Annotated in this window: 12 protein-coding genes; 7 read left to right on the forward strand and 5 right to left on the reverse strand. The window is 65.0% G+C overall.

The window, feature by feature from the left end:
* Positions 1 to 13: 13 nt before the first annotated feature.
* Together CWS35_RS20305 and CWS35_RS20310 are read right to left on the reverse strand one after the other, a co-directional pair.
* Positions 14 to 949 carry a sugar kinase gene (locus CWS35_RS20305; RefSeq protein WP_100953392.1) on the reverse strand — a complete coding sequence of 312 codons (936 nt, stop codon included), beginning with the start codon at positions 947 to 949 and terminating at the stop codon, positions 14 to 16.
* Complete coding sequence (locus CWS35_RS20310; RefSeq protein ID WP_100953394.1) at positions 933 to 1979, reverse strand: SPFH domain-containing protein; 1047 nt, start codon at positions 1977 to 1979, stop codon at positions 933 to 935. Before CWS35_RS20310 ends, CWS35_RS20305 begins: the two co-directional genes overlap by 17 nt.
* Positions 1980 to 2153: 174 nt before the next feature.
* Here CWS35_RS20310 and CWS35_RS20315 point away from each other — a divergent pair, with 174 nt between their 5' ends.
* A complete protein-coding gene (locus CWS35_RS20315) occupies positions 2154 to 2861 on the forward strand; it encodes an NUDIX domain-containing protein (protein WP_100953396.1) in 708 nt (235 codons plus the stop codon).
* A 3-nt stretch (positions 2862 to 2864) separates the two neighbouring features.
* Here the strand turns inward: CWS35_RS20315 and CWS35_RS20320 are convergent, their stop codons facing one another.
* Positions 2865 to 3860, reverse strand: coding sequence for a phosphotransferase (locus tag CWS35_RS20320; protein ID WP_157817195.1), 996 nt, complete (start codon positions 3858 to 3860; stop codon positions 2865 to 2867).
* Between the two features lie 19 nt (positions 3861 to 3879).
* Positions 3880 to 4584, reverse strand: coding sequence for a GntR family transcriptional regulator (locus CWS35_RS20325; RefSeq protein ID WP_100953400.1), 705 nt, complete (start codon positions 4582 to 4584; stop codon positions 3880 to 3882).
* A 286-nt stretch (positions 4585 to 4870) separates the two neighbouring features.
* On the opposite strand from CWS35_RS20325, the gene CWS35_RS20330 reads away from it, so the two are divergent.
* The 6 genes from CWS35_RS20330 (at position 4871) to CWS35_RS20355 (ending at position 11758) form a co-directional block, all read left to right on the forward strand.
* Positions 4871 to 6442 (forward strand): class I adenylate-forming enzyme family protein, encoded by a 1572-nt coding sequence (locus tag CWS35_RS20330; protein WP_024578526.1) that lies wholly within the window; start codon positions 4871 to 4873, stop codon positions 6440 to 6442.
* Positions 6439 to 8154 carry a thiamine pyrophosphate-binding protein gene (locus CWS35_RS20335; protein ID WP_100953402.1) on the forward strand — a complete coding sequence of 572 codons (1716 nt, stop codon included), beginning with the start codon at positions 6439 to 6441 and terminating at the stop codon, positions 8152 to 8154. Before CWS35_RS20330 ends, CWS35_RS20335 begins: the two co-directional genes overlap by 4 nt.
* On the forward strand, positions 8154 to 8624 hold the full coding sequence (locus CWS35_RS20340) for a copper chaperone PCu(A)C (protein WP_244442103.1): 471 nt from the start codon (positions 8154 to 8156) through the stop codon (positions 8622 to 8624). The genes CWS35_RS20335 and CWS35_RS20340 overlap by 1 nt, the downstream gene beginning before the upstream one ends.
* 163 nt (positions 8625 to 8787) lie before the next feature.
* Positions 8788 to 10530, forward strand: coding sequence for a PQQ-dependent dehydrogenase, methanol/ethanol family (locus CWS35_RS20345; RefSeq protein ID WP_024578529.1), 1743 nt, complete (start codon positions 8788 to 8790; stop codon positions 10528 to 10530).
* A 113-nt stretch (positions 10531 to 10643) separates the two neighbouring features.
* Entirely contained in the window at positions 10644 to 11135 is a 492-nt protein-coding gene (locus CWS35_RS20350; protein WP_245439077.1) for a c-type cytochrome, read from the forward strand.
* Positions 11132 to 11758, forward strand: coding sequence for a hypothetical protein (locus CWS35_RS20355; protein ID WP_245438594.1), 627 nt, complete (start codon positions 11132 to 11134; stop codon positions 11756 to 11758). The genes CWS35_RS20350 and CWS35_RS20355 overlap by 4 nt, the downstream gene beginning before the upstream one ends.
* A 24-nt stretch (positions 11759 to 11782) precedes the next feature.
* On the opposite strand, the gene CWS35_RS39055 is transcribed toward CWS35_RS20355, so the two are convergent.
* Positions 11783 to 12721 (reverse strand): IclR family transcriptional regulator, encoded by a 939-nt coding sequence (locus CWS35_RS39055; RefSeq protein WP_168226356.1) that lies wholly within the window; start codon positions 12719 to 12721, stop codon positions 11783 to 11785.
* Between the last annotated feature and the right edge of the window lie 44 nt (positions 12722 to 12765).

Consider the following 12765-nt stretch of genomic DNA (forward strand, 5'->3'; position numbering starts at 1 on the left):
GAGCGCGGCTGTCTCACACCACGAGCCGTCCTTCGCGCTCGGCGACCGTGATCTGCGCTTCGGTTCCTGAATTGAAGTCGAGCCGGTCGGCCTCGATGCCATCGCTGAAGATGACGCCGTTCTCCGGCATCAGCGAGCGCACGCTGAGGCGCTCGGCGCGGTCGAGGCTGCCGCAGACGAGGGTCACTTGCGAGGTGCGGCTCGGAAACGGCTCGCGCACCGCGAAGCGCAGCGCGCCGGCGTCCCAGGCCTGCGGCAGATAGGGCGGGCTCTCGCCGCCGCCGCCGAAGGTGCCTGCGATCGCGAGCGAGCCGGTGACGATGCTCTTGAACCAGGCGGTCGAGCCGAGCCCGGTTGCGACGATCAGGCCGCTGGAGGACTGCCGCTCCTTCTGTTCGGCGAGTGCGATCTCATAGATGGCCGAGGTATGCGTGCGCGCGCCGACGAAGAGGTCGTTGACGGCGTAGAGCACCTGCCCGTCGGTGAGCGCGGCCTTCGCCATCGTCACCGCCTTGTGGCCGCGCTTGTTGGCTGCGACCTCGCGCAGCAGGGCAGGGAGGTCGTGCGGCACGAAGGGCAAGAGAACGCCGTCATAGCGCCTGGCATCCGGGTTGAGCCCGATCAGCGGATGGCCGTCGAGATACTTCATCGTGTTGGCGACGACGCCGTCCTGGCCGAGTGCGACCACGATATCGGACGGACCGAAGATGAAGTTCGGCAGGAAACTCCGGTCGATGACCTGGTAGCGGCCCCACTGCTCCAGCGCCTGCACGGTGACGCGGCGCTCGGCCTGATAGACATCGTGCTCGCGCTGGTAGTCCGAGAAGTCGGCGCCGAGATGCTCGACATAGAAGCGGGCCTGCGCCGCCGTCAGGTATTTGGCAATCAATTCCTCGAGCCGCGTCTTGCGGGTGACGAGGACGATCTTGCGGTCATTGTCGGCGGGCACGGCTGGCCTCCACGGTGGCGGGCTTCTCCAGCAGCGTGTTGAGCAGATCGGGCGAGACGTTGAGCTGGCCGATCTTCTCGGCCTTCTCGGCGATCCCGCTGAAGGCCTGCGCGATCAGCTGCCCCGGCTGCATGCCGGCGGCTGCCAGTGCCTGGATCACGCGGGTATCGACCCCCTCGAAGATCTTCATCAGCGCGCCGACCCGATAGGCCTCGGCGTCCGCCAGGGTCCGGGTGTTCTCGGCATTGAGGCTGACGAAATCCTTGCGCTTGCTCTCCAGCGTGATGTCGGCAACCATGCCGGCCTCGCGCAGCTCGGCCTGCTTGGCCGCGACGCTCGCCTCGGCGTCCATCTGGGTCTCGCGGATCGAACGCTTCTTCTGCTCGACCGCGATCTCGGTGTCGAGCTCGCTCTCGCGGATGGCACGTTCCTGCTCGACCGCGAAGTTGCGCCGCGCGAAGATCGCCTCGTCCGCGCCCTTCAGGATCGCTTCGCGCGCCTCGGCCTCCAGCGCCTTGGCGGTGTCGGGTGTCGGCTTCACGCCACGGATCGAGACGCCGAGGATTTCGAGGCCGAGTGCCGCGATATCGGCACGGCTCCGCAATCCGCTCTGGATCAGGCCGGCGATGCGGTCGGCGGCCTGCAAGGCTTCCTTCAAGGTCAGTTCCTTGATTGCCTGCTGCGCCAGCACCTCGACGGTTGCGAGAATCCGCTGCGGCAGCTTTTCGGGGTCGTCGGACTCATAGGTCTTGCCGTCGGCCTTGAGGGTGAAGTTGAGCATTGCAGCGGCCTTTTGCGGCTCGCTGATCCGGTAGGTGACATGACCCTGAACGGTCAGTGCCTGAAAGTCGCGCGCGATCTGCTGGAAGATGAAGGCGGCGTCGCGGCTGCCGATCGGGACCGCGACCAGCGAGGTGACTGGCCCATAGTAGAAGCCGGACAGGCCGGCGCCCTGCTGGGTCACCGTGCCGCCGCGGTATTTCATGAGGTACGTGGTCGGCTGGGCCTTGATGAAGCGAAGACCGAACATGCTGGGGTACTCCTAAGTAAGTGTGTCTAGGCAACTAAGTTAGTTGGACTGTACAACTAAGCATGCTATTGTCAAGCCGGGACGCGGGAAGGTTCACGCCACCGGATTGCTTTCGAAGTGAACACCGGTTCGCGTGAAAACGACGCGTCCCGACGAGAACGGAGCGGGGAGAGCATGTACAAGAAGTCGGAACTGGACTTTCCGCGGCCATTGACGACCGTCGACGTCGTCATCTTCGCCATCAGGTCAGACGCGCTTCAGGCCTTGCTGGTTCAACGCCCAAACACGGAAATCGAGCCGTTTCCAGGAGCTTGGGCGCTGCCCGGCGGCTTCGTCGATATCGCGGGGGATCGCGACCTCGAAGCCTGCGCAGTGCGCAAGCTGAAGGACAAAACCAGGGTGGTCAGTCCATATCTGGAGCAGCTCGGAAGCTGGGGCGGTGCGGCGAGGGATCCGCGCGGCTGGTCCGCGACACACGCTTACTTCGCATTGCTGCCGGAGCACGCCGCCGGTGGCGCGCTGGCCGCCGATGCGCAGTGGTTCGCGGTCGAGGGCGACAAAGTGAGGCCGAAGCTCGCCTTCGATCATGCCGTGATCCTGCAGGCGGCGGTGCAGCGTTTGCGCAGTAAGGTCGAGTACACGTCGTTGCCCGCCTATCTGATGCCGCCGGAGTTCACGCTGCCGGAACTGCAACGCACCTACGAGATCGTGCTCGATCGTCCGCTGGAGAAGAGCGCCTTTCGCACCCGCATGCTTGCCGCCGACCTGATCGAACCGGTCGCGAAAATGCGCAAGGGACCGAACCGGCCGGCGCAGCTCTATCGGCTCAAGAAGGCCAGGGCGCCGGTATTCTTTGCGCGGACGTTCAATCCGCCGGACTGAACGTCAAACCGAAAGATCGAAGCCCGGCGTCACGGCTCCGGTCAGGAATGACGCGAGAAACATCTTGCCGAGCACGTGCTTGCCCGAAGGCGTGCCGATCCTGAACCGGCCGGTGCGGCTGGCGGCTGCGAGTTCGGCAAGCGTCGGCGCCGCAAGACTCGTATCGGGCGTGGTGCGCCGGGCAGTCGCGGATGCGCTGAGCAACACGCCGGCATAATAGAGCCGGGTGAGGGCGCGCACCAATTTGAGGCGGCCGGCCAGTGCATCGTCCAGCGGTCGGCCAAGCCAGGCGCGATGCAGGATGGTCTCCAGTTCCGGCGTTCGCGCCAGGCTGTCGCCGACAATGGCGAGGTCGACCAGCGGATCGCTGCGGTAGGCGGATTCCCAGTCGATCATCCAGAGCCTGTTGCCGTCGAACAGGATGTTGCCCGGGAGCGAGTCGTTGTGGCTGGAGACCGAGTTCGCCTCGTCCCAGACATAGGTTGCGCGGACGCGTTCGAGATGAGCGTTGCAGCGGTCGAGCACGCCGGGTGCGAACAGCCCGGTGCGGCAGACATGGGCCCAGAGCCGGGCCACGATGTCGGGGTAGCGCACGAAGGCGGGAAAGGTCGGCGTCGCTTGCAGGCGCGCCAGCAATTCGCCGAGCGCCCTTGCAAGTCCGGGCAGGCCGCCGGGATAACGGTCGAGCGGTTGTCGTTCGATGAAATCCATCACCGCGACGCGCGCGGTCTCGTCGACGTAGTGGAGCCGCGGCGCGATGCCGGCCTCGGCCGCGATGCGCAGCGAGACGTATTGATGCGGATTGCGCAGCGGGCTCGGTTCGCCTTCCATCCGCAACAGATAATGCCGACCGTCCGTATCGACCCGGAACAGCCGCGCCGCGGTGGCGCCGCCCGAGACCGGCATCACGCCATCGATATGCGCGGTGCCAAGAACTTGGCGCAGCGCGGCGTGCGCGGCCTCGCGTTCAGTCGCGAGAAGGGTGTCGAAAGCAATCATGGATCTCGCAAGCGAGGGCTCAACGCTCGATGCGCCGCTGCCGCCGCTGTCCTTCCGCTTCGCTGTGCCGAAGCTGCAAGCGGTGCACGAAGACCTCGGCGGCATTGTGGATGTGCACGCGGCTCAGGCGCTCGGCGGCATCGCCGTCGCCGGCAATCACGGCGTCGAGAATTCCGGCATGCTCGTCCCAGATGTTGTCGGGCATTTTCAGATCGCCGCGCAGCACTTCGCCCATGATGCGGCGCAGATAGGGCCAATGCGGCTCGGTGGTCTGATCGATCAGCGGGTTGCCGGACAGTTCGCACAGGAAGCCGTGAAACTTCATGTCGGCTTCGATCTGTGCGTTGAGCACGCCGCTCGCGATCGCGGTGCGGCCTGCCGTAAGAAAGGCAGGACCCTCCTTGGCGGCGCGCTTGGCGCCGTGCTCCGCCGCCATCCGTGCCGCGAGACCGTCGAGCATCGCCCTGATCTCATAGAGGTTGCGGGCGAAATCGACATCGAGCGGCGGCACGATGAGGCCGCGCCCCGGCGCCTCGCGCACCAGGCCGCGGGTCTTCAGCAGCAGCAGCGCTTGCTGCACCGGATGGCGCGACACGCCATAGGCCTGCGCCAGTTCATCCTGAATCAGGCGCGTGTTCGAGGGCAGATCGCCATCGACAATCTCGGAAATGATCGTCTCGACAACCCGTTCGACCAGGGTCGGCTGTGCGGGGATCGTGCGCATGCGGTCTCCATAAATCCCGCTGGAACCTATCATTTCGGCCCTTAAAAGACGATTGCCTGGCATTCGAATTCAGTATATGAATTCTGAATTCAAAGATCGAGGGCGCGACGATCGCCCCGACAGGGAGGACAGCGGTGGCGGGCGGACCTGTGGTGCGCGGCGTTGATCGTGGCTCGGATTGCGGCGAACGCGCCGGTCCGGTCGTTCTGGCGTTGCTTCGCCGGATCGTGCTCGGCACTGAACTCCCACATTGCGATCGGCCGACGTTCCTCGCCTGGAGGGCAGCATGAGCGGTCTGCGCAGTCCGGGACAGATGTTGTCGGTTCACGCCAGGCTTCGCCCCGACGATGTCGGGATTCGCGATCTCGATCGATCGCTCACATTCCGGCAATGGAATGCGCGTGCGTGCAGGCTGGCAAATGCGTTGCTCGCGCTCGGGCTGAACAAGGGCGATCGCGTCGCGGTGCTCGCCTATAACTGCATCGAATGGGGCGAGATCTACGCGGCGACCGCGAAATCGGGCCTGGTCGCAGTACCGGTCAACTTCCGGCTGGTCGGACGCGAGATCCGCTACATCGCCGAGGATGCCGGGATTGCCGCGCTGATCGTGCAGCACGATCTGGTCGAATTGATCGATGAGATCCGCGATCAGCTCACGCTGCCGCGCGATCGCTTCATCCTGTTCGGTGCCGCCACCCCGCGCACCGGGTTTCGCCTCTATGAGGCGTTGCTGGCCGGCGCCAGCGACGACGAGCCAACGGAGAACGTCGCCCCCGGCGATCCCTGGACCCTGATGTACACCTCGGGCACGACGGGCAATCCGAAGGGCGTGGTGCGCAATCATCTCGGTGCCGCGCATCTGTCGCTAGTCACGAGCGTCGAGCTCGGCATTCGCAGCAACGACACCGCCTTGCTGGCGATGCCGATGTGCCATGCCAATTCGCTGTATTTCTTCGGCGCTTTCACCACGTGCGGCGCGGCCTGCACGATCTATTCGCGCAAGGCGTTCGATCCCGAGAATTTCCTGCGCGCGCTCGCCGGTGGCGGCGCGACCTTCACCTCGCTGGTCCCGACCCACTACATCATGCTGCTCGGGCTCAGTGCGGCGGTTCGCGCGTCCTGCGACCTGACCCGGGTGACACGCCTGATGATCTCCTCGGCGCCGGCGCGGCCCGACACCAAGCGCGCCGTGATGGAGATGTTTCCGAACTCCGGTCTGTTCGAGCTTTACGGCGCGACCGAGACCGGATGGGTCACCATGCTGCATCCGGACGAGCAGTTCAGCCATCTCGGCTCGGTCGGCCGCGAATGCGTCGGATCGGCGCCGATCAGGATTCTGGACGAGCAGGGTCAGGAAGTGCCCGATGGCGAGGCCGGCGAGCTCTATTCCTGCACGCCCTATACATTCGACGGCTATTGGGGATTGCCCGAGAAGACGCGCGCGGCCTTCCATGGCGCCTATTGTACGGTCGGTGACATGGCGCGCCGCGACGAGGCGGGGTTCATCCGGCTGGTCGACCGCAAGAGCAACATGATCATTTCCGGCGGCGAGAACATCTACCCGTCGGAGGTGGAGACGCTGGTCGGCGGCCATCCGATGGTGAAGGACGTCGCCGTGATCGGCGTTCCCGACGAAAAATGGGGCGAGCGCGTCCATGCCGTCGTGGTGCCGCATGACGGCGTACCGATCGATGAGGCCACGTTGCAGGACTGGGTGCGCACGCGCATCGCCGGTTACAAGTGCCCGAAATCCTATGCTTTCATCGCCGAGACCGAAATGCCGCGAAACGCGACCGGCAAGGTGCTGCATCGTGAGCTGCGGGCGCGCTTCGGCGGTCAAGCCGGAGGAAAGCCATGAAGCTCTCGTCTGACAGTGTCGCCGCGCTGATCGCGCAGATGTTGAAACGACGCGGCGTGCAGCGGGTCTACGCGCTGTGCGGCGGCCACATCATGCCGATCTGGATGCGGCTCGATGCCGAGGGCATCCGCATCGTCGACGTGCGCGACGAGCGCGCCGCCGTGCATATGGCGCAGGCCGAGGCCGAACTGACCGGCGGCCTCGGCGTCGCGCTGGTCACCGCGGGGCCGGGATTGACCAATGCCATCACCGGGATCGCTAACGCCCATATCTCGCGCGCGCCGGTCCTGGTGATATCAGGAACCAGCCCGCGGCCGCAGGAGAACCGCGGCGGTTTGCAGGATCTCGACCAGGCCGGCCTTGTGCGCGGCATCACGCGCTATGCGCGCACCGTGCGCGAGTCGTCGCTGGCGCTCGCCGAGCTCGACGAGGCGATCTCGCGCGCATTCGGCGAGGCCGGCGAGCCGGGGCCCTGCTACATCGACTTTCCCACCGACACGCTGCGCGCCGAGGTGCCGAAGGCGCTGCAACTCGACGAGCATCTCCGCCCGAAGCCACCGGTCGTCATGGCGCCCGATCCGCAGCGTGTCGCCGCGGCCGTCGATCTGCTGTGGTCGGCGCGGCGCGTGCTCGTGATCTCCGGCCGCGGCGCCCGCAACGCCGCGCCTGAACTGACCGCGCTGCTCGATCGGCTCGGCGCGGTCTATCTCGATACCGGAGAGAGCCGCGGCCTCGTACCCGATGATCATCCCTCCATCGTGGCCGCGATGCGCGGCACCGTGATGGGCGACGCCGACGTGGTGGTGACGGTCGGTCGCCGGCTGGACTTCCAGCTCGCCTTCGGATCGCCCGCGATCTTCCGCGATGCGCGCTTCGTGCGGATCGGCGACACGCCGGGTGAAGTTCGCGACAACCGGCGCGGCGAGGTCGAGCTGTTCGGCTCGGTCGCCGAGACGCTTCGCGCCATGCTGGCGCATGCCGGCAACCGTGCCTCGCAAGTCGAGTCCGAATGGGCGGCGCGATTGCGGGGCGAGCATCTTGCCCGCGCGGCGAAACTGCGCCTGACGATGGAACAGGCGGCGCCCGGTTCCGACGGCAAGCTGCATCCGAACCGCGTCCTCGCCGCCGTGCAGGAGGCGGTCGGCCCCGATGCCGTCGTCATCACCGATGGCGGCGACTTTCTCTCCTTTGCGCGCGTCGCGCTCAATGCGCGCACGATGCTCGATCCCGGGCCGTTCGGCTGCATCGGCATCGGTGTGCCCTACGGCATCGCCGCGAGCCTGGTGCATCCGGATCGGACGGTGCTGGTCGCGACCGGTGACGGCGCGTTCGGCTTCAATGCCATCGAGATCGATACTGCAGTGCGCCACAAGGCGCCGGTGCTGATCGTCGTCGCCAACAACGGAGCCTGGCAGATCGAGGTGCACGATCAGAAGGTTACGCATGGAAAAGTGGTGGGCACGCAGCTGCAATGCTGCGATCACGCCGCAATGGCGCGCAGCTTCGGCATGCATGCCGAGCGCGTCGAGACCGAGGCACAACTCGGTCCCGCGATCTTGCGTGCACTGGCTAACCGGCCGGCGTTGCTCGACATGGTCGTAACGCCAGAGGCCATATCGTCCGACGCGAAGAGCGGATTGGCGTGGGTTCCAGACTTGCAGCCGCTCGAAGCATGGGACAAAGCTGAACGGTCATGGAGGGAGAAAGCCTGATGCCGTTCAAGCGAGTCGCGCTTCGCGTCGCAACATGCGTGAGATTGTTTGCGTTGCCATCCTTCTGCCTGATCAGCGCGTTCGGAGTAGCTGGCGGCGCGGTCGCAAGCGATTCACTTCAAATCGTGGATGCGCGTGTGCCGGCGGCCGACAAAGAGGGCGGGGACCTTCCCTTGACGATGACGATCAGGAATGAGGCCGATAGCGCCGATGCACTGCTCCGCGTTCGTTGCCCGGTGGCAAATTTTTCTGAGCGCCACATTGTCGACCGCGGCGAAGGCGCACCAGCCATGCGTTCGATTCCGAACATTCCTGTGCCTGCGAAGGCTACGCTCGAGTTGAAGCGCGACGGCTATCACGTCATGCTGCTTCAGTTGCGTCAGGCACTCGCGCCGGGCGAGACGTTCAAATGCGCGATCGTTTTTCAGAAGGCTGGAACAATCGAGACGGAGGTACAGGTCCAGAAGTGACCCACGATTTGTGACTAAGCACGGCGGCAGATGGTACAGCCATTCGCCGGGACTCAAGGCTTCTCGCGTGATCGCCCGTATGTGACGGGTGATTCGATCAATGAAGAATGCTGGATCCGGAGGAAACAAACCTATGGCAAGGTTGAATTGGGTTAAATCGCATATGCTCGCAGCGGCAGTAGCATCCGCAGCGACCTTCGCGGGCTCTTTCGCGCTCGCCGACGATGTCAGCCAGGAGCGACTGCTCAACGCTGACAAGGAAGCAGGCAACTGGCTGCACCATCACAAGAACTATTCGGCGACCCGGTTCTCGTCGCTGACCGACATCAACAAGGACAACGTCAAGAATCTGAAGGTCGCCTGGACCATGCATCTCGGCGGCGTCGAGGGTGGCGGGATCTGGTCGCATGGCGGATTGGAGGGAACTCCGATCGTCGAGAACGGATTCATCTACGTCACCGATGGCTGGGGCTCGGTCTACAAGATCGACGCCCATGGCGGCAAAGGCGTGATGGTCTGGAAGATGGATCCCAAGACTGATCACGACTGGGCCGGCGCGGTCGCCTGCTGCGGCGTCGACAATCGCGGTGTCGCGTTGTGGAACAACCTCGTCATCTCGCACACGCTCGACGGCCGCCTGGTCGCCACCAACAAGGAGACCGGACAGGTCGCCTGGCAGCGCCAGGTCGCCGATCCCGACAAGGGCGAGGTGATTACCGGCGCACCGCTGATCGTCAAGGACATGGCTATCTCGGGCGTCGGCGGAGCCGAATACGGCATTCGCGGCTGGATCGCGGCGACCGATCTGAAGACGCAGAAAGAAGTGTGGCGCACCCACACCATTCCGGGCAAGGACGAGCCCGGCTCGGAGACCTGGAAGGACGACAAGAACGCCAAGGCGAGCGGTGGCGGATCGACCTGGGTTACCGGCAGCTACGACCCGGCAACCAACACGATCGTGTGGGGCGTCGGCAATCCCGGCCCGGACTGGGACAATGAATACCGTCCCGGCGACAATCTCTACACTGACTCTTCGCTTGGTCTTGACGCCGACACCGGCAAGATCAAGTGGCACTACCAGCACACGCCAAACGATCCGTTCGACTATGACAGCGTCGCGGAGAACGTGCTGGTCGACGTCCCCGGTCCGAACAACTCGACGCTGAAGCTCGCGCTCGAAGCCGACCGCAACGGCTTTGCCTATGCGATCGACCGCAACACCGGCAAGTTCATCTGGGGTCTGCCCTTCGTCAAGAAGGTGACCTGGACCAAGGGTCTCGACCCCGAGTCCGGCAAGCCGGTGGAGTACGATCCGAAGCAGGGCGTTCAGAAGTACAACGCCTCGGTGACGCCGAGCCGCACCAACAAGGAAACGGACATCTGCCCCGGCAACATGGGCGGCAAGAACTGGCCGCCGACTGCGTACAACCCGAACCTGAAGCTCTGGTACATTCCCGTCATCGAGAGCTGTAACCACATCAAGGTCGAGGAGATGACGCCGGACAAGGTCAAGCCGCGCGAATTCTTCACCGGCGGCGGCCCGAGCCAGCCGTTCAAGATCACCGGCAGCGTGACTGCGATCGACGTCACGACGGGCAAGGTGGCAGGGAAGGCGGAGACCCAGTTCCCGAACCTCGGCGGCATCCTGGCGACGCCCGATCTCGTGTTCTCCGGACAGCCGTCCGGCGAGGTGATCGCCTATGACGCCAAATCGCTGAAGGAGCTCTGGCAGTTCAACACCGGCGGCGGACTCAACGCGCCTCCGATGACGTTCTCGGTCGACGGCAAGCAGTATATCGCGGTGCTGGTCGGCCTCGGCGGTGCGTGGGACAAGTGGTTCATCGACTCCACGCCCGAGTTGAAGCGGATGCAGCCGGGCTCGATGCTCTACGTGTTCGCCCTTTGACGTCACAAGCGCGGGAGGCTTCCGAGCGAAGCCTCCCGCGTTCGGTTTGGTCAAGAGAAGAAACAATGAAGCAAAAACGGCTGATTGGCGCGTGGCTCGGCTGCGCGCTGGCGATGGGATTGACGGTCGCGGCACATGCACAATCGGCGAGCGATCCGACCGATGCGGGCAAGGCGGTGTTCAAGCGCGGCAATTGCGTCGGCTGCCACAAATGGCACGGCAATGGCGGTGGCGGCTATGGCGGCGACGCTCTGTCGCTGCGCAAGACCGAGCTGACGCGCGAGCAGATCATCGAGACGGTCAGCTGCGGCCGGCCCGGCACCGGCATGCCGTTCTTCGTGCGCGGCTCCTATGACACCACGAAATGCTATGGAATGAGCCGGCAGGATGCTGGCGGTCAAATGCCGCCCGAGGCGAACGTGTTCCTGCGGCCGAACGAGATCGAGGCCGTGGCGGACTACGTGCTCGCGCACGTCAAGGGCAAGGGCGAACCAAACTACGACGAATGCATCGCCTTCTTCGGCGATGGCTCACGTGTCTGCAACATCTACAAGGAGGCCGGGCACGCCGCCGCGCCGTCCGACCAGAGCGAGAAGAAGCCATGAGCAAGCATCGATCGGTCATCCGCGGGTTGGTCTTCGCCGCAACCGTTGCGGCTGCCGTGCCGGCGATGGCGACAGCCGGAGACCTGCGCGACATCACTGTCGGAATGGACATCAGCAAGGTTCCCGACGCGGGATACATCAATTTGACCTGTGTCGGCGAGAAGACCCACAGACTGGCGGACTGGGCGCAGTGGCCGAATTGCCCGGCCGGACCCGACCAGCTGCGCGGCGTCAGCTTCGAGTATGATCGTGAGACCGCGCGCGAAGGCACCATGGTGGCCGGCCATCCGGCGATGCTGACCGTGATGATCGACAAGGACGCCAAGATCGCGGCGCTGACGATCGAGACCGATCCGAAGGCGCGGCTCTATCTGCGCAAGAAGGCATTCCTGCTCGGCCTGCAGGCGAAGTCGCGCTATGGCGAGGACGGCTGGACCTGCTCGGATGCACAGCCTGCCGGCGACAAGCAGGAGGTCGGCGGCGTTTTCGTCAACGAGCGTTGTACCAAGACCACTGATGGCCGATCGATCGAGATCGAGCGCAAGCTCTATCGCGAGCCGAACAAGGACCTCAAGGACTTCACCGACGAAAGCCGGATCACGATCCGCCGCGCCGGATCGTGAGCTCAATCGGACGCATCGTCGATCTCAGGTTTCGATCGGGGCCGCGTCGATGTCGATCTGCGGGAGCAGGCCAGGGGACTGCCGTTCGACCAGCTCGCGCATCTTGCCGATGATCGCCTTCGCCGCCGCCGAGACGATCGAGCCCGGGCCAGCGACCGTGATGACGAGCGGTGGCGTCCGGTCGGTGTCGGTCAGCCGCATCGCAATCGCGCTCAGGCCTGGCGTTCCCATGTCGCGCGTGTAAGCGAAGCCCTGTCGGCGGATCGTCGCCAGCGCCGGCTGGATATCGCCGAAGCGGACGGCGGATGACGGCGCTTCCTCGGCATTGATCCGCTGCACGATCCGCCGCGCGTCCTCGTCGTTCATCAGGCTCAGGAACACCCGGCCCGGAGTGGAATGGGTCAACAGCCGCCGCGCGCCGGGCTCCAGATAATAGCGCACCGGCGTCGTGCCTTGCAGCACGCGGATGTACTGGCTGTAGAGCTGATTGCGCGCCACGACGAAGGTCGTCAGCCGCGTCGCCTCATGCAGCTCGTGGGTGATCGCATCGAGCGTGACGCCCGGAAGCGTCTGGTTGTTGAGCCAGCCGCCGAGCAGCGCGACACGGACTGTTGGCAGATAGCTGCGTGTCTGCCGGTCATGGTCGAGATAGCCGAGCTCGACGAGGCTCTTCAGCAGCGCCGACGTGCTCGACGGCGGATAGTTCAGCCGCCGCGCGATCTCGGTCATTGCCGCCGGCCGCTCGATCTCGGCGAAATACTCGAAAATGCGGAGCACGCGCTGCGCCGATTTGACGACGGACGGATCCGGACTGCCGTCGGCGGCACGAAACAATTCGGCATGCCGGTTGGCTTCGATCACCGTCGCCGAGGGATCGTCGGGCTGCGCCCGGACCCGGTCGACGACGATGCGCCGACGGCCTCGGCGGGATGGCGGCGCGTTGTCGGAGCGAGCTCCCTTCATCTGTTGCCGTTCATGTCCTTGGTGCGTCGCAACATGCTGCGCGT

Source organism: Bradyrhizobium sp. SK17 (assembly GCF_002831585.1).
Classification (GTDB): Bacteria; Pseudomonadota; Alphaproteobacteria; order Rhizobiales; family Xanthobacteraceae; genus Bradyrhizobium.

Bases quoted from the DNA above. Each gene is read 5' to 3' on its own strand.
- CWS35_RS20310 (WP_100953394.1), bottom strand. From the start codon at position 1,979: ATGTTCGGTCTTCGCTTCATCAAGGCCCAGCCGACCACGTACCTCATG.
- CWS35_RS20315 (WP_100953396.1), top strand. From the start codon at position 2,154: ATGTACAAGAAGTCGGAACTGGACTTTCCGCGGCCATTGACGACCGTC.
- CWS35_RS20320 (WP_157817195.1), bottom strand. From the start codon at position 3,860: ATGATTGCTTTCGACACCCTTCTCGCGACTGAACGCGAGGCCGCGCAC.
- CWS35_RS20325 (WP_100953400.1), bottom strand. From the start codon at position 4,584: ATGCGCACGATCCCCGCACAGCCGACCCTGGTCGAACGGGTTGTCGAG.
- CWS35_RS20330 (WP_024578526.1), top strand. From the start codon at position 4,871: ATGAGCGGTCTGCGCAGTCCGGGACAGATGTTGTCGGTTCACGCCAGG.
- CWS35_RS20335 (WP_100953402.1), top strand. From the start codon at position 6,439: ATGAAGCTCTCGTCTGACAGTGTCGCCGCGCTGATCGCGCAGATGTTG.
- CWS35_RS20340 (WP_244442103.1), top strand. From the start codon at position 8,154: ATGCCGTTCAAGCGAGTCGCGCTTCGCGTCGCAACATGCGTGAGATTG.
- CWS35_RS20345 (WP_024578529.1), top strand. From the start codon at position 8,788: ATGCTCGCAGCGGCAGTAGCATCCGCAGCGACCTTCGCGGGCTCTTTC.
- CWS35_RS20350 (WP_245439077.1), top strand. From the start codon at position 10,644: ATGGGATTGACGGTCGCGGCACATGCACAATCGGCGAGCGATCCGACC.
- CWS35_RS20355 (WP_245438594.1), top strand. From the start codon at position 11,132: ATGAGCAAGCATCGATCGGTCATCCGCGGGTTGGTCTTCGCCGCAACC.
- CWS35_RS39055 (WP_168226356.1), bottom strand. From the start codon at position 12,721: ATGAAGGGAGCTCGCTCCGACAACGCGCCGCCATCCCGCCGAGGCCGT.